Here is a 17,881-nt window from a genome sequence, read left to right as displayed (position 1 = left end):
TAGGTCGGTGCCTAAACTTAAACAGCCCCTTTGCTAATAGCATTGGGGCTTTTTTGTTTTACTATGCCAGTGTTTATTGGGCTATTGCCCAGGTACTGACGGCCCAATCTGTCATTAAGTTAAGAAAGTTTAACTCGTTGGCGTCCCAGCGAACGCTTAACCTAATCACATTGGACTAAGGTTTCCTCTTAAGTGGGCGCCAGCCGATCCAAAATCTCGATGGACGCGACAGAAATTATTGCTGATTTTTTATAATAGATGAATTTTTATGATGAGAGTCACTCTTAAAAGTAGAATAAACTCATGCTTAACGGCTAATAATACTTATCTTTGTTATCTAATTTTTTATAACTAATGAATATCGATTTCGGATCTAGAAGGGAAGTAATGCAACATATTGAGAAATATATGTTGGAGATGATGCCTACATATTTGAAGCCTATTGATGAAAATTGGCAGCCATCAGATTTTTTACCAGATGCGAGCAAAGATAATTTTTTTCAAGAAGTGAAAGATTTACAGCAAAGCGCTGGAGAATTATCCTACGATTTAGTGGCTGTTTTAATTGGCGATACGATTACTGAAGAGGCTTTACCTACTTATGAATCGTGGTTGGCCATGGTTGATGGCGTAAGTAGAGATGAAGAAGGCGGGTGGATGAGATGGAACAGGCATTGGACTGCTGAAGAGAACCGTCATGGTGATTTGCTGAATAAATATTTATACCTATCTGGTCGTGTAGATATGCGCCAAATGGAAGGTTCAACGCAATATTTGATTGCTGATGGCTTTGATATTGGTACTGGACATGATCCTTATCGTAATTTTATTTACACCTCTTTTCAAGAGATGGCTACCAATATTTCTCATAGAAGGGTAGCTTCTTTGGCTAAAAAAGATGGTGATACTTTACTTTCTAAAATGTGCGGTGTTATAGCTTCGGATGAGGCCCGACATGCAAAGGCATATAAAGATTTTATCAAACAGATCTTTAAAGTAGATGCAAATGAAGCTATGCTAGCTTTTGATGACATGATGAAAAAGAAAATTGTGATGCCTGCTCATTTTTTAAGAGAAGTAGGCTTACCAATTGGGCAGGTTTTTGGTCATTTTACGGATGCTGCACAACGTTTAGGTGTATATACAGCTATTGATTATGTAGATATTTTGAAACAGCTCATTGTAGAGTGGAACATAGAAGGTGTACGTGATCTTAACGAAGCTGGCGAGAAGGCTAGGGATTATATCATGAGATTGCCAGATCGCTTGTTACGGGTTGCAGAACGAATGAAAAATCCGACGATGGATTATAAGTTTAAATGGATTTTAGCATAAGATACAAAACAAGCCACAGTTAATCTGTGGCTTGTTTTGTATTGTTACATATTTCTACGATATTGGCCACCCACTTCGTATAAAGCTTTACTAATTTGCCCCAAAGAACATACTTTACATACTTCTAACAGTTTCTCGAAGATGTTTTCGCCAGCTATGGCAGTCTTTTGTAAGTTTTTCAGTATTTCTGCCGCCTTGTCTTTATTTCTGTGCTGAAACGCCGTTAATGTGGCTATTTGAAACTGTTTTTCTTCTTCTGTTGCACGAATAACCTCTCTAGGAATAATGGTAGGAGAACCATTTTTATTGAGGAATGTATTTACGCCAATAATTGGAAATGCTCCGGTATGTTTCAAGGTTTCGTAATACAAGCTTTCCTCTTGTATTTTACCACGTTGGTACATGGTTTCCATGGCGCCTAAAACACCTCCACGATCATTTATCCTTTTAAATTCGGCCAATACAGCTTCTTCTACCAAATCTGTCAGTTCTTCAATAATGAAAGCGCCTTGTAAGGGATTTTCATTTTTCGCCAAGCCTAATTCTCTGTTGATGATGAGTTGTATGGCCATCGCTCTGCGCACCGACTCTTCGGTAGGCGTGGTAATGGCTTCGTCGTAGGCATTGGTATGTAGCGAGTTACAGTTGTCGTAAATGGCGTACAGTGCTTGTAAGGTAGTTCTAATGTCGTTAAAATCTATTTCTTGCGCATGTAACGATCTGCCCGAAGTTTGAATATGATATTTTAGTTTTTGCGACCTGTCATTACCTTTATATTTATTTTTAATGGCCTTTGCCCAAATTCGTCTAGCTACACGGCCAATTACGGCATATTCTGGATCAATGCCATTGCTAAAGAAGAAAGATAGGTTAGGTGCAAAATCATCGATGTGCATTCCTCTGCTTAAGTAATACTCTACAAAGGTAAAGCCGTTACTTAATGTAAAAGCTAATTGAGAGATAGGATTTGCCCCGGCTTCGGCAATGTGATATCCAGATATAGAAACAGAATAGAAATTGCGCACTTTTTCGATGATGAAATACTGTTGTATATCGCCCATCATTCTTAATGCAAATTCGGTAGAGAAAATGCAGGTGTTTTGTGCCTGGTCTTCTTTCAAAATGTCGGCTTGTACGGTGCCTCTAACCGAGCTTATGGCTTGTGCTTTAATATTATTGTAAATTTCTTTTGGTAGCACTTGGTCGCCAGTAACGCCCAAAAGCATTAAGCCTAAACCGTTGTTTCCTTCTGGGAGTTTGCCGTTGTAAGATGGGCGGTCGATATTTTTAGCGTTGAATATTTGGGTTATTTTAGCTTCGACTTCTTTTTGCAAACCATTTTCGATGATGTACTTTTCGCATTGTTGGTCTATGGCAACATTCATGAAAAACCCTAATAACATAGGAGCGGGGCCATTAATAGTCATAGATACCGATGTGCTTGGGGCACACAAATCGAAGCCAGCATATAGTTTTTTAGCATCGTCTAAAGTTGCAATGTTTACGCCGGAGTTTCCAATTTTACCATAAATATCTGGTCTTAAATCTGGATCTTCTCCATATAATGTTACCGAATCGAAAGCTGTTGACAACCGATGTGCAGGCTGGCCTAAAGACACGTAATGAAATCTTTTGTTGGTTCTTTCTGGGCCTCCTTCGCCGGCAAACATCCGCGTAGGGTCTTCTCCATCGCGTTTTAGCGGAAATACGCCAGCTGCATAAGGGAATTCTCCTGGTAAATTTTCGGTTAACAACCATTTTAAAATATCGCCCCATTCATTATACCTTGGTAAAGAAACCTTCGGAATTCTTAATTTAGAGAGCGATTCGTAGAACAAAGGCTGCTTAATTTCCTTATCTCTTACTTTGTAGATGAAATTATCTTGTTGGTATTGCTGTTTGGTATTGGGCCATTCGCGAAGTAGCCTTTTACATTCGCCGTCTAATAGCTCTTCTTGTTGGCTATAATATTGCGTTAGTGTTGCTACCTCCTGCTTTTTCTCTTCTTTTAATAAATCAATTACCCCATTTAGCTGATACATTTTGCGGGCGATATTTACTTGTTTAGCTACCCACTCGTTGTACTGTTCGCTGGCTTCGGCTATTTCAGAAAGGTACCTTGTTCTTTCCGGAGGAATGATATAGGTTTTCTCTGATTGGGAAGAGGTCATTTCCATTTTGGCTGCGAAAGCTACCTTGGTTTTTTCTTCAATTTTATGGATTAAGGCCACAAACAAATTGTTCATGCCAGGATCATTAAACTGCGAGGCCATGGTTCCGTAAACTGGGATTTCTTCCTCTTTTGCATCGAAGATGTTATGGTTGCGTTTGTACTGTTTCCGTACATCGCGTAAAGCATCTAAAGCACCTCTTTTATCAAATTTGTTGATGGCCACCAGATCAGCAAAATCCAACATATCTATTTTTTCCAATTGGGTTGCTGCACCAAATTCTGGGGTCATTACGTATAAAGAAACATTGCAATGTTCAGTAATTTCAGTATCCGATTGCCCAATACCCGAAGTTTCTACTATTATTAAATCAAAACCTGCGGCTTTACAAATGTCAATGCTTTCTTGAACGTTTTTTGAGAGTGCTAAATTGGCCTGCCGAGTAGCTAATGAACGCATGTAAACCCGAGGGCTGTTAATGGCATTCATACGAATTCTATCTCCTAATAATGCGCCGCCAGTTTTTCTTTTGGAGGGATCAACAGAAATAATGGCAATGGTTTTGTCGGGTACTTCAATTAAAAACCTTCGTACTAATTCATCTACTAACGAAGATTTTCCGGCACCACCAGTACCTGTAATACCTAAAACCGGAGGGTTGGTTGGCTGGTTTTGCTGTAATGCTTTAAGTGTGCTTTCGAAATGATCGGCATTGTTTTCTGCTGAAGAAATAAGCCTGGCAATTTTTCTGTTTTCTTTTTGAGTGAGGTGCTCCGTTTCGTTACTTAGTGCGGTAACCGTTACAAAGTCAGTTTTTTGGAGCATATCGTTAATCATGCCCTGCAAGCCCATTTTACGGCCGTCATCTGGAGCGTAGATTTTGGCAATGCCATATTTTTCTAGTTCCTCAATTTCATTTGGCAAAATAACACCGCCACCACCAGCAAAAATTTTGATATGCCCTGCGTCACGTTCCTGCAATAAATTGTACATGTATTTAAAGTACTCCATATGCCCGCCTTGGTAAGAAGTCATGGCAATTCCCTGTACGTCTTCTTGTATGGCGCAATTAACCACTTCTTCTACCGATCTATTATGACCTAAATGTATCACCTCGGCCCCGCTAGACTGCAAGATTCTACGCATGATGTTTATGGTGGCATCGTGGCCATCGAACAGGGCGGCAGCAGTTACAAAACGTATCTTATGCTTAGGTTTATAAATTTCAATTTTATCCATAATAATAGCTTTCCGAAGGAAATGATAGTGAGGTTGAATATAAATATTGGGTTAGAAATTATTTACCAAAGGTAATGTTTTGCGAAATGATAATTTAAAATTAGAAGGTAAAAAAAGCGGGTTCCAGTTGTTAAAATTATATAAAAACAACGGTGTAAATAAAAAATCCTCAATTCGATAAACTGAATGGAGGATTTGATTAACAATCTGTTAAATATTTATTTCATTAGTTCGGTAATTACTTTACCTATACTTCCACTTGGTTGTTGGATGTGTAAAAGCGCCGAAACTGTAGGGGCAATATCTGTCATGTAATATTCTTTGTTGGTTTTTCCTGTTTTAACTCCCCAGCCCATAAACACGTTAGGAATATGGCTATCGTAGGGGTTCCAAGCGGCATGGCCAGTGCCAGGATTTAATGTTGGATACCAGCCTGCGTCTAATACGATATATACATCTCCGCTTCGGCGGGCATTATAGCCATTGGTAATTTTAGTTTTTAATTCTTGTGGAAGACTGGCATTACCAAGGTTTTTTACATCAACAGCTGTTAAAACACCTTCTTGTTTAATTAAATAATCTATACTGAACTGTTTTATTTTGCTATAATCTGCTTTTGCAGCTTTAATGGCATCTGTATTAAAAATTAATTGGTTATTTATTAAGGTGAATATGGCATCTTCTACGTTGAATTCTTTTAAAATTAAACTATCTAGTTCGGCTTTATATTTTTTAGGAGCTAAACCGCCTCCAGGTAGCTTGTTCTCTTTAGAAAAGCCGGGTACATGGCTAACGCCGTGGTCGGCAGTTAAGAAAAATAAATAATTGCCTTTACCAATGGTTTTGTCTAGGTAATTGAAAAAACTTTCCATGTCTTTATCAAGTCTTAGGTAAGTGTCTTCTAATTCAATAGCGTTTGGCCCAAACTGATGACCTACATAATCTGTGGAAGAAAGACTAACAGCCAAGAAATCGGTGTTGCCTGCTTGGCCTAATTTTTCGGCAGCAATAGCGGTTTTAGCAAACTCGAGCGTAAAGGTATTGCCTTGTGGCATGCTGGTAAGCATGGCGTAGTTTTTGTTTGCGTATTGCTTAAATAGGTGAGGGAAAGTTGGGGTTTTAGCTCCTTTAAATAACCTTTCGTAAGCTTTATTGTCGCTGGTGCTTTCTAGGTAAGTTGCTATTGGGTAGATGGTATGCCAATCTTCTGCAAAATATTTGTTAGGTAGTTTTTGGGTATTAAAATCGTTTACCCAAACTGGTAGTTGTGGCATGTAATGCGTACTTGTAATAAAGTTTCCAGTTTGCCCATCGTACCAATAAGAACCATTTGAGGTATGCCCACCAGGAAGAATTGCACCTCTATCTTTCATAGAAATGCTAATTGTTTTGCTTCTAAAGTTAGTGGCTAACCTCAGCTCGTCGGTTACCGTGGTAACTAATAAGTTTTTAGGCGACATTAAGCCAGCTTTACTCGTGCTTCCAACGGTATTTACATTTTTATCTTCTACACAATACACATCTCTGCCCAATTGTGCATCGAACCAATTATTGCCAATAATACCATTAATGGCAGGAACAGAACCCGTGTAGATAGAAGAATGGCCGCAAGCAGTTAATGTGGGCGTATAAGGAATTAAGGTGTTCTCTGCAGAAAATCCTTCATTAATTAAACGTTTAAATCCTCCTTGCCCATACCTGCTGTAAAAACGATATAAATAATCCCAACGCATTTGATCTACTACCATACCAACAACTAATTTTGGACGGGCAATAGTTTGGGGATAGGTGTTAGTAGCGTTTTTATTATTCTTGATTGCTTTTTGGGCGGTAATGCTATTGGTAAATAAAATAGCTAAGGAGAGACAAAAAAGTCTAATTTTCATGATGTGCACGATAAGATTTTATGTAAAGGTATCAAACAGCTGTTAAGATAATAAAAGTATATTGTAACTATTCTATATAATTTCGGCCACAACGAAAGTACTGCCACCTACAAATATCAAATCGTTACGAGTAGCATTGGTTTTTGCTGCTGCTAGTGCTTCTGCAACGGTTTTAAATGCGTCTCCTTTAAGTTTATAGTTAGCTGCTTGCAACGCCAACTCAGCTGAAGGCAAGGCTCTTTCTAGCTGCGGCTGGCAAAAATAGTAGGTTGCCTGTTTAGGAAGCAATGCTAGTACCGCACTAATATCCTTATCCTTTACCATGCCCATTACCATGTGTAAACGTTCATGCGGTGTTTGGTTAATATTTTGAATTACTTCGCTAATGCCTGCTGTGTTGTGGCCGGTATCGCAAATAACTAGCGGATTTATAGCAAGCGTTTGCCACCTGCCTTGTAGGCCTGTAAGCTTTTTTACATTTCTTAAAGCTTCATAAATTGCCGCATCTGGTATTTGGTAACCTATTTTTTTTAGTTCCTGAACCGCCTCTATTACAGTTATAATGTTTTTTAGTTGGTAAGTTCCCGTTAAATCTAGCTTTAGTTCTTTTAGTAAAACTTTATTTTTTTGAAGAACATCTAACTTTAGTACAGCTGCTTTTTTAGAAATGTTGGCTATGCTAAGTTCATCTTCAGCAAATATTAAAGTGGCATTTTGTGCGGTTGCTTTTTGGGTGAACACCGCATCGGTTTCTGGATGGCGTTCGCCAATTATTGCCGGTGTATTTGGTTTAATGATACCTGCTTTTTCAAAGGCAATTTCGGCAAAAGTATTGCCCAGCATATTGGTGTGGTCTAAGCTGATGTTGGTAATTACCGATAAATCTGGATGGATGATGTTGGTAGAGTCTAAACGGCCACCTAAGCCAACTTCTATTACAGCTACATCCACCTTTTCTTGCTCGAAATACGAGAAGGCCATGCCTACAGTAACTTCAAAAAATGAGGGCTCAATTTTATTAATAAGCTTTTGCTGTTGCTTTACAAAATTGGTTACAAAGCTTTTTGACACCATTTTGCCGTTTACACGAATACGCTCCCTAAAATCTTTGAGGTGAGGAGAGGTGTACAATCCAGTTTTATAGCCAGCCTGTTGTAAAATGGCCGCCAACATGTGCGAAGTAGAACCTTTGCCATTGGTGCCGCCAATATGAATGGTTTTGTAGTTGGTTTGTGGATTGTCTAACGCATTGCAAAGTGCTATGGTGTTATCTAAATTTTTTTTAAAAGCCGAAGCGCCAACTCTAGTGAACATTGGCAAGCGGCTGTATAGGTAATCTACCGTTTGTTGGTAAGTCATTTTAGTTTGGTGTTTGGCTACTATTGCGCAGAGCGAATAAAAAAATCTTCTACAACGGTTGTAAAACTCCTATATGTAAAAACCTAAATTATTTTACGATAAACTTAAATGGTACATAGAAAATACGTATGTCGGGGCCTTTAGTAATTGCATTTAAAGAAGCGTTTAACATAGCTCTTTCACATTTATCTTCTAAAACGTTGTTCTTAAATGTGCTTCCTCTAGCGCCAGCAGTTGCCCTAACAATTCTGCCAGATTTGTTAACTTCTATTTTTACCATAATAGTTCCAGTTTCCTGTCCATCATCATCAGGTTTTACCAAATTTCTAAAGTTGCTCAATGGCAATGGTTTATTTCCAAACCCCGAACCACCGTCGCCATAAAAAGGTGCTAAAGGGTCGCCATCTGGGTCGCCTTGGTTGCCAGGTGTGGTACCCGTGCCATCGCCACCACCCGTTGCATTGTTTTTTTTGCCTTTGTAAATTGCATTTTGATTTATGGCTGGTTGTTCGGCTTTACTTTCCTGGTTACTTGGGTTGGCGTTACTTTTAGTTTCTTTGGTATTTACGCTTACTGCCTCATCCATATCTTGTGTGGCAAGATTTTTATCGCTTAGCTGAGTAGAAACACTTTTATTCGATGGGTCTGGGGTAATCTGATCTGGTTTTTTGCCATTGGCATCTGGTGCCATCGAAGGTTCTTCCATACTGGTATAATCTGTGCCCATACCAGTAACCGATGTGCCATAATTTACCACCATGCCACCCATGCCCAACTCTTCGTTAGGTTCAAATTTGCCAATTATCCATAGAAAGCTTAACGCAATAAAGGCGCCCATTAATAGCGTAGAAATAGCTAGCGCTTTTGGATAATTATTTTCTTCTTGATGGTTTTGTGCCATATTTATTTTTTCTGTTCCACAGCCAAAACAACTTTCAGTTTTAATTTGTTGGCCACGTCAAATACTTTCATGGTATTTTCTATAGATACACCTCTTGCCACATACAATACAATGGTTAAGTCGGTATCTTGGTTAATTTGACTTTGTATTTGGCCTTCCATGGCTTCTAAGCTTACCGGTCGTTTATCGATAAAGTAATTGAGGTTTTCATCGATACTTACCGTAATTGATTTTTGGTTATTGGCCTGCTGCCCAGAAGAAGAGCGAGGAAGCAACAATTTTACCACCTGTGGGTTTACCACAGCAGAAGCCAGAAGAAAAAACAACATCAAGAAAAACATAATGTCGTTCAATGCTTCGGTATGTACTTGTACTGTACCTTTCTTTCTGTTTTTTAAGTTCATTATTTTCCTGGTTCTTCTAATAGATCGATAAAATCAATAGCGTCGGTTTCCATTCTAAGGATGATTTTTTCTACCATCATGTTAAGGATATGGTAAAGCACATAAGCCATAATACCGATGATCAATCCTGTTGCAGAGGTAATCATTTTAGTATATAAACCACCAGAAATGGTGCCAATTTCTATGGCGCCTTGTGCAGAAACCTCACGAAAGATAGTAATTACCCCAATAATGGTACCCACAAAACCAAGCATTGGGGCTATACCGGCAATAATACCTAAAATACCGATGTTTTTTTCCAATTTAGAAACTTCTAGTTTACCAGTGTTTTCAATAGCACCTTCAATTTCTTTAATAGGACGGCCAATTCGCTTTAAACCTTTTTCTAACATACGTGCCAATGGCGATGGCGTATTCTTACATAACGCAATGGCACTTTCTAACCGTCCTTCTTTAATGTTTTGTCTAATTTGGAACAATAGGTTGGTGTCGCTTTTTGAAGCTTTACGAATGGTTAAATACCTTTCTATAAAAATAACTAAGCCCAAAAAAGCCAATAACGAAAGCGGAATCATTACCCAGCCGCCTTTAAAAAGTAAATCTATAAAGTGGAGATCTTCCTGAGGTTTTATGGCCGTTGTAGGTACTGTTTGGGCTGTGTCAACTAGGTTTTGAACCGTGTCTTGTAAAGTGGTTAATAATAATATCATTGTGTGTTAATTGTTTTTAATTTTTTGGATATAGATCTCTGAGTTTTTGAATTGCTTACGGAATTTGGCAAGATGTTTTTCGGCCGAATCAACATTGTTATAAGTTGCAATACTAATATTTTTACGTGACCCATGCATGGCAGATATTTTTGCATCAAATCCTTTTTTCTTCATACGGTTAACGTATTCATTTGCTTTTGTTTCTGTGGCAAAAGAAGCAATGATAACATCATAAGTGATGATAGGTTTTACTTCTGACTTAGAAGTACTCACCTTCAATGTATCCTTGGCGGGTTGTACATCTAAACCAGCTTTCTCGGCACTTTGCATAATGCTATCTGCAAAAGAAAGCGAGTCTTGTTGTGTTTTTAAATTGCTTCTTTGAATAGGCACTGCCATTTTTTCGTTAGAACTGGAAGTGTTTCTTCTAAAACTTTCAAAAATATCGGGCTTAACAAAATAAAGGATACCAAAAACCACCACTAGTACAAGCAAGCCTAAGCTCAACTTTTGGTAAAGTGGCATTTTTGGTGTTTCTTCCTCTTCATAGACTTCCTCGTTGCCCTCAAACTCACCAATTAAGGTGTTTTCTTCGTTAGTGCTATTGTCAATTGTGTCAAAATCCCATTTATGGGTAGGGGCGGTTAATTTAACACCATCTATTTTTTCGGCACTTTCAGCATGAGCTGTTGCTTGGTTAACATCCTCCGCAACAATCACGTTTTCGTTGTCGAAATTCCAAGTGTCGGCAGTGTTGCCTTCAGGGGCAGTTGTTGGTTTAACAAAACTTTCTGGAACTTCAGTAATTTCTTCAAAAACCTCATTTTCAGCTTCTTCTTTAGCGGTTTCAGCTTCAATGCTTTCTTGCTCAAGGTTTACAGCAGTAGCTGCTGGTGTAGGTATTTCCTCTTCTGCTGCAATAGGCTCTGGTTCGGTCTCTTTGGTTATATCAAGTTTGTTTAGCTCTTGTTCAAACTCCGGCACCTGTACTTGTTCTATTGATGGTTCTTCAGTTTTCTGTGCTAAGCTTTCTTCAACAACTTCCTCAATGGTTTCATCTTCGGCAGTTATTGGTGCCGAAATTTGAGCCGTAACAGCTGGCAGTGCAAAAAAATCAAAACCTGTATTGATGTGTTCGCTAGGTGTAAAAGTAAGCTGGCCATCAACAGTAGTAAAGCTTCCTAAATTAGCTAGGGTGTAATTGCCTTGTTTTACATCTTTTTGTAGTTCTTCAACAAATTGGCTAATAAAGTATTTTGCAGAATCTTCAGAGAGGTTTCTTTGGGCTTGGATATATGCGCTAAGATGGTTGTTTTCTAATAAGTCTGTAGTAAACGCTAAGGTATAGCTAGGAGGCAAAAAAGAATGTGTTTCTGCATCGTATCTTCCAGGGGTTTTCTTTTTATATAAAGTACCCAAGCCTTCAATACCAATTTGTTTACGGGTTTTTAAAAGCGTGATAAGGTATTGTAATATATCCATTTGGGTAAAAATAATTATAAAATTTAACCTTTTAAAACGAATAGGTTAAGCCGCCAAAGATATTAAAACCATTTAAACGGTAATATAAAAATCTGCTGTAATTAGTGTTTAATATGTTATTTGCTTTGGCAAAAACCGAAAATTTATCGTTGATTTTGTAATTGGCACCTATTCCCAAATCTACAAAACCTTTTACATTTACAATTTTTTCATTGTTAAAGTCTGGTTTTGGCGGGTAAGAGCCATCGGGATTTAATGGGTTGGCAGTAAAAACTTTTGCCTTGCTATCATCTTGTAGGGTAATGGCGGCATCAAAGGTTAATTTTTTATTATACACGAACATAAAATTAGAAGAAAGGCGCATTTGTGGCTTAAAATAACTTTCCTTCTCTGCACCTGCCTTGTAATCTTCCATGTTTAATTTACCTGTCCATTTTAAGTTGTCGCTAACTTGTACGGTTAACTCTCCTTCTAAACCTAATATTTGGGTTTTGCCAAAATCATAAATCACATCAAACTTATTGAACGAAGCATAGCTGTTTACAAACAGTGGCATATCGGTAATTTCTCTACTGTAAAAACGGGCCTTATAGCCAAAACCTGGGCCACCAGTGCCTTTAATACCACCACTAATGCTTAATTTTTCTACACTGTTTTGGATAAAAATATTTTGGTTTAAGAAAGGATTTTCATCGATAAAGTCTTTTAGTGTATGACGATTTACATCTCCTTTAATTTCGCCAAATACTTGTAGGAAATCTGGTATTAAGGTGAAATCGGCAGTTATGGCAGGGAAAATTCTGGTGCTCACATTGGTGCCAAACTCTTGTGCAATGTTTGCCCCCGCAATAATTTTTACGCCACCTGCTTGCAGTTTGATATAAGGATTTACACGCAAAAGGTTATTGGTAACTTCGGTGCTTAAATCTTTGGCTTTGCCTAACTCTACCGATGCGGCCAACCCTAAGTTAAAACTCTGGATACGCTTATTCATGTAACCATTTAGGGTAAGCGAGCTTTCTTTGGCATTAAACCTATCGTTAAACAAATAGCCGTTTACTTTTGCCGCATAACTAAAGGCATTTTGATCTGGGGTAAATTTGCTAATGGCTTCGCCTTCTAGTTCAAAGAAATTGAACATTTGCTTTTCCGGGTTAGGATTTAAGGTTGGCTTTTCCTCGTCAATTCCGTAAAAATATAAGCCATGTCTTTGGTAGTTTAATTTGCCATTAAGTGTTGCACCGTTGCCAATGCTTCGGCCAAAAACGCTTAATTGCTGACGGTTTTCATCTTGCTTGTTTAATTTGCCCGATTGCCCGAAATGCCTAAAGAATGCACCTGTTTGCAAGGCCGGATCTTTCCCCATGCCCACGTAAGCTTCTGCAAGAAAAGTACCCAAATTGCCAAAACCTCCCTTTACGTAATTGTTAAATAGTTCTGCTTGGTGCTCGTCGGCTACTTTTTGGGCCTGTAATTTTTGAATATCTGTGTTCAGCTCCAGTTTTCTGTCGGTTAATTGATAGTTGAACTTTGCTTTATAAGTCTTTATGTTGTCTAAATCGGGGCTTCTTCTCAATTTAACCGCTTCGGCCAATACCGGCTTATAAGGTCTTATAATTTCAATTTCTTCACTAACCGTTTTTTCAGTTTTTTCTGGAGGTTTTACATCTTGCGCATGCAAAATAGTTGCTCCAAAAATTAAAGCAAAGGTAAAATATGTTGTTTTATTAAATCTCATGTTGTGTTTTTCTAGTTAATCTTTGCCAATTTTTCTTTTGCCGTTGGTAGAATATCATCGTTACCTTCATAGTTATCGATAATACTTAACAAGGTGCTTTTTGCCTGCATTTTATCTTTTAGGGCCAAGTAGTTGTCGGCTAAAAGGATGAAAGATTTAGCCACCCAATAATCATAAGAAGGCATGTTGTTAATTAAATCGAAACAAGTTTTTTGAGATGTTTTGTAATCGCCTTTGGCATATTGTAAAAATGCAAGGTTGTACTTAGCTTCTGCGGCGGCCAAGGTTTTGGTAGTGGCAACCACTTTGTTAAATGATTTTATTGCTGCCGTGGTATCTGCCTTTAACAAATAAGCTTTTCCTGCATACAAATCTGAGCTGTTTTTTTCCTCTTCAGACGCTTTGTCAGATGTTCTCACCATCTCAGCATATTTCAGCATATCATCAGGCATGTTTAGCTCATTGTAAGCTTTAATTAAGTTGTTAATGGCATAAGTATGGTGTGCTTTGTAATCGGCCGTTGTTTCTAACCTTTTTAGGTAAACAATGGCTTCGTTGTATTTTTTCTCTTGCATTAGCACCTTAGAAACACTCATTAAAGAACGTTCGGTATAGTCGCTAGTCCAATCGTTTAAAATGTAATCGTAATCGGCAATAGCTTCTGCCGAACGACCTAATTTTACTAACGACTCGGCCCTGATAAATTTCGCTTCTTTATCATGAATTGGTTTTGGGAACTTATCTAAATAAGCATTAATGGCTTCGTAAGCTCCTTTAGCATCGCCACGTAAATAAATGTTATTTGCCGATTGGAACATGATGTTGTCTTGTTCGCTCATCGAATAATTGCCCAATGGGGTTGTAGCGGCGTAAGAAATAAAGCCAGTAGCGTCTCCACGATCTACGTAAATGTTTTTAATAGATTCTAATGCTTGTTTGGCGTCAGGCGTACTAGGATAATCTCTAATTACTTTCTTGAAAGATTCTAAAGCCATATCATCTTGGTCTTGGTTGTATTGTACCAAACCGATGGTTAGTAAAGCTTTTGGCACGTAGCTGCTGCGTGGGTATTGGGCTACCAAGCCAACTAAATCTGTTTTCGACTTTTCCAGTTCGCCTTTGTTAAAATAGGTGTAGGCAGTTTCAAAGCCGGCATCGTCCGAGTAGTTAGAGTTAGGGAACTGTTTTAACAGGCTTTGCATTGTGGCAATTTTGGCATCGTCCTGTTTTTGTAGCCCTTGTATCATTCCCCGTTGAAAAAGTGCATAGTCTTCTCCGGTTTGCTTGTTGGCAATAATTCTATTGTAGTAGGCTAGGGCATCTCCATAATTTTTGTTTACGAAATACGAATCTGCTAAACGCAACGTTGCATCGTTTACCGTTTTGGCGTCTTTATCTGCACCTCTTAAAAAACGCTCGAAATAGTTGGCCGCTTTAACATATTTTTCATCTTCAAAAGCAGCATAGCCTAAGGCGTAGTTCGCAAAATTGTAAATGTCTGTTTTTTTAGCTTCTTCCATGGCCAAAAACTTTTCGAACGTTTTTACAGCCTCGCCATATTTGCGTAGTTCGTAAGCGGCTTCGGCTTTCCAATAAGTGCTAAGTGCATAAATTTCTTTGTCTTCGGTAAAGTTTTCAGAACGCAAAAACATAGATAAAGCGTTAGGAAAAGCCCGTTCGTTATAAAACTCTAATCCACGGAAATAAGTTACTTTTTGATAAGCGGCTTTAGCTTCTGGCGTTTTATTTGGGATAGGCTCTAAAATATCAATGGCAGCTTGGTAATTTTTGCTCGTTAACAAGATTTCGCCCAACAAAGTCTTTGCCTCGTTAATTTTTTTAGAGCTAGGAAAAGTTTTGAGGAAATTTTGTGTAGCATCTAAAGCCTGTTGGTTAAACTCTAGTTCGTAGCTTAGTTTTGCATAATTAATCCAAGCTTCTTCCTGCATGTTTTTGTCAAACTCTAAACGAGATGATCTAAAAAAAGCATTTCTGGCTTTTTCTTTAGCATTTAATTTTAATGCTGCTTTACCTAAAGTAAACATACCGTTTTGTAGGTAAACATCATCAGTGTTTAGTTTTTCTAAAATGGCTACAGATTCTTTGTATTTGCCATTTTGAAATAAAGTATATCCATATTGATATACAAAAAGGTTGTTTTTAACTTGGTTTTTATCTTTCTCGTAATAGGCTGCAAAGTATTTTTCTGCATTTTTAAATTCCGATTTGGCAAAGTATGACGCCGCTACCAAGCTCAACATTTCTGCTTCGTATTTTTGCTTGGTTTTTTCCATTATCGGAATAGCGTATTCAATTACATCGTCATAGCGCTCGTCCAAATAATACATCGAAGTAATGTAGTAAGGATAACTGCTTTCGTAAGCAGTAGATCCTTTTAGTTTTTCGAAATTGGCAAGTGCAGTTTTGTATTCCTTGTTTAGGTAATTGATGTAGGCAAAATAATAAGTTGCACTTTCTTTAAAAGGCGAATCTTCTTTCTTAACAGCTTCAAATAAAGGTTCTGCTTTTTCTATGTCGTCTTTTTCGAAATAGGCATAGCCTTGCTTAAACTGATATTCTAAACGTTGTTTGCCCGACAACGAGGTAGGATCGGCCTGGTTAAACCAAGCCAGAGCCTTGTCGTAGTTTTTTTGCCCAAAATAAGCTTTTCCCATATAGAAATAAGCCAATTTGGTATTGGGGTTTAATGGATATTCTTTTATAAACTCTTGAAAAAGGGCCTCGGCATCATCATTACCCAATTCTATGGCACAAACCGCCGCATAAAACTTTGAGTTTTCTTTAATGGTGCTTAGTTCTGCATTACTCAATTGCTGTGTACTGGGCTTATTTCTAAACTGTTCTACCATTTTAAACTGTTGCGCCGCCGCAATATATTTTTCTTTTTCAAGCAGTTCTAGGCCACTTTGGTAGTTCTGATTCAGCTTTACCAGCGGACTAATTTGTGCATAGCCAAATCCATATCCGCTTGCTATAAATAAGGGAACCAATAAATATCTTTTTTTCATTTGTGTTATGTGCTTTATGCAGCTTTGCTGTGTTAAACCACCTTAAAACCATACAGCACAAATGTGCATTGGTTTTAAATAGAGTTGGTACTAAAATAAAGTTAATGTAGTTAGGTATCAACATAAAAAATTAACATATGTTGATAACAGACATTTAACGAAATGACTGTGAGCTTGGTATGGCTTATTAAATTTTTTAAATGAAGGCTTTCTAATTTAGAATTGAAGTGTTAAAAGATCGATATCCCATTCTTTAGCGCAAGTCAAATGTCATTAAAAGGTTTTTCGGAGGGATGTACAAGGCTTTATGGACTTGTGTAATTTGCTGGATTGTTTTAATCGCTAACACTAGTTTCGCTTATAGAGGCTAAAAATGCGTCGTTTTTTCTAAAGATTAAATGTTGTGCAACAGTTACCCTTGTTGTAGGCTGTGCTTTTTATTTCTTTGTGTGCTGCTTCCATTTTGTCAATGCCGTTTTTTAGTGGAGTGTAAAGTCAACAAGTTCATAATTGGCATTTCGCCCGCCTTCGCCTGTTGCTTGCAATATGCCTTTCTCTATTAAATCCTTTATATCACGTAATGCGGTGTCTGTTGAAACTTTCGTAATCTTCGCCCATTTTGACGATTGTAACTTTCCGTCAAATCCGTCTAACAACATATTCAAAACGGTGCGTTGGCGTTCGTTGATTGGCGCTTTTTCATTGAGTTTCCAAAATTCGGCTTTACGTAAAATGCGTTGTGTGGTGTGTTCGGTGGCAAGCATTGCATTTTTAAGACAATGCAAAAACCATTCAAGCCATTCCGTAATGTCGCCCGTGCTGTGTTGCACTTTTTGTAATACTTCGTAGTAGCGTTTGCGTTCTACCAAAATTTGGCTCGACATACTATAAAAACGTTCTCCACTGCTTTCGGCACGAGCAAGGAACATATCGGTTACGGCTCTCCCTATTCGTCCATTTCCGTCATCAAATGGGTGAATGATAATAAACCAAAAATGGGCAATGGCAGCTTTCAATACAAGGTCGAGCTGATTATCATTATTAAACCAATCTAAAAACTTGTCCATTTCGGCTTTTACCAATTTGGGTTTTACGGCTTCGTAGTGTATCTTTTCTTTGCCCATAGCACCCGAAACAACCTGCATTTCACTTGTGCGGTACTTGCCTACTTCTATGGCGTAAGGTCCGCTGTAACCTGTTGGAAAAAGTGCCGCGTGCCATCCGAACAACCGCTCTTCGGTTAAAGGCAAAGTGTAGCGTTGGGTAGCATCAAGCATCATTTCTACTACGCCTTCTATATGGCGGCTACTTGGCACAAGCCCTGCGGTGTTAATACCCAAACGTCTTGCAATGGAAGAACGGACTTGGTCGTAGTTGAGTAATTCGCCTTCTATTTCGCTCGACTTCACCACATCTAAGGTTAAGGCTGTAAGCGTAGCTTCTTCTTTGGCAGAAAAAGCTAAAGCGTTCATCTGACCGATGATTTTGCCCTGCATTAGTTTTACTTTTCCGAATACAGCGTTTATGGCTTTTTCATTCCAAGTGAAATCTGTCCATTTTTTATGTTCATAGATGTATTTTGCCATTGCCTAAAATCAATTATTCGGTAAATATACGATTTATTCGC

Annotated in this window: 11 protein-coding genes; 1 reads left to right on the top strand and 10 read right to left on the bottom strand. The window is 38.2% G+C overall.

The genetic code is table 11. From position 1 onward, the window contains the following. The first annotated feature begins 354 nt into the window (after positions 1–354). Entirely contained in the window at positions 355–1,335 is a 981-nt protein-coding gene (locus B3I52_RS10040; protein WP_293300897.1) for an acyl-ACP desaturase, read from the top strand. Between the two features lie 44 nt (positions 1,336–1,379). Here B3I52_RS10040 and B3I52_RS10035 read toward each other — a convergent pair whose 3' ends face one another. The 10 genes from B3I52_RS10035 to B3I52_RS09990 form a co-directional block, all read right to left on the bottom strand. Next, on the bottom strand, positions 1,380–4,745 hold the full coding sequence (locus B3I52_RS10035) for a methylmalonyl-CoA mutase family protein (protein ID WP_293300895.1): 3,366 nt from the start codon (positions 4,743–4,745) through the stop codon (positions 1,380–1,382). A gap of 218 nt (positions 4,746–4,963) precedes the next feature. Next, a complete protein-coding gene (gene pafA / locus B3I52_RS10030; RefSeq protein WP_293300893.1) occupies positions 4,964–6,631 on the bottom strand; it encodes an alkaline phosphatase PafA in 1,668 nt (555 codons plus the stop codon). Between the two features lie 72 nt (positions 6,632–6,703). Beyond that, positions 6,704–7,990, bottom strand: a complete 1,287-nt coding sequence (locus B3I52_RS10025; RefSeq protein WP_293300891.1) for a bifunctional folylpolyglutamate synthase/dihydrofolate synthase — start codon at positions 7,988–7,990, stop codon at positions 6,704–6,706. An 88-nt stretch (positions 7,991–8,078) separates the two neighbouring features. Then, positions 8,079–8,891 carry an energy transducer TonB gene (locus B3I52_RS10020; protein ID WP_293300889.1) on the bottom strand — a complete coding sequence of 271 codons (813 nt, stop codon included), beginning with the start codon at positions 8,889–8,891 and terminating at the stop codon, positions 8,079–8,081. A gap of 2 nt (positions 8,892–8,893) precedes the next feature. Next, complete coding sequence (locus tag B3I52_RS10015; protein ID WP_293300887.1) at positions 8,894–9,295, bottom strand: ExbD/TolR family protein; 402 nt, start codon at positions 9,293–9,295, stop codon at positions 8,894–8,896. Next, a complete protein-coding gene (locus B3I52_RS10010) occupies positions 9,295–10,005 on the bottom strand; it encodes a MotA/TolQ/ExbB proton channel family protein (protein WP_293300885.1) in 711 nt (236 codons plus the stop codon). The genes B3I52_RS10015 and B3I52_RS10010 overlap by 1 nt, the downstream gene beginning before the upstream one ends. Before the next feature lie 6 nt (positions 10,006–10,011). After that, positions 10,012–11,487, bottom strand: coding sequence for an SPOR domain-containing protein (locus tag B3I52_RS10005; protein ID WP_293300883.1), 1,476 nt, complete (start codon positions 11,485–11,487; stop codon positions 10,012–10,014). Between the two features lie 31 nt (positions 11,488–11,518). Further along, positions 11,519–13,225, bottom strand: coding sequence for a TonB-dependent receptor (locus B3I52_RS10000; protein ID WP_293300882.1), 1,707 nt, complete (start codon positions 13,223–13,225; stop codon positions 11,519–11,521). An 11-nt stretch (positions 13,226–13,236) separates the two neighbouring features. Next, a complete protein-coding gene (locus B3I52_RS09995) occupies positions 13,237–16,254 on the bottom strand; it encodes a tetratricopeptide repeat protein (RefSeq protein ID WP_293300881.1) in 3,018 nt (1,005 codons plus the stop codon). Positions 16,255–16,733: 479 nt separating this feature from the next. Then, positions 16,734–17,840 carry a Fic family protein gene (locus tag B3I52_RS09990; RefSeq protein ID WP_293300879.1) on the bottom strand — a complete coding sequence of 369 codons (1,107 nt, stop codon included), beginning with the start codon at positions 17,838–17,840 and terminating at the stop codon, positions 16,734–16,736. Positions 17,841–17,881 lie beyond the last annotated feature (41 nt).

The sequence above is a fragment of the Pedobacter sp. UBA4863 genome, from assembly GCF_002399615.1.
In the GTDB taxonomy this organism is placed as follows: Bacteria; Bacteroidota; Bacteroidia; order Sphingobacteriales; family Sphingobacteriaceae; genus Pedobacter.
Note: the sequence above shows the minus strand (reverse complement) of the source record. Positions and strands in the feature narration are given on the sequence as shown.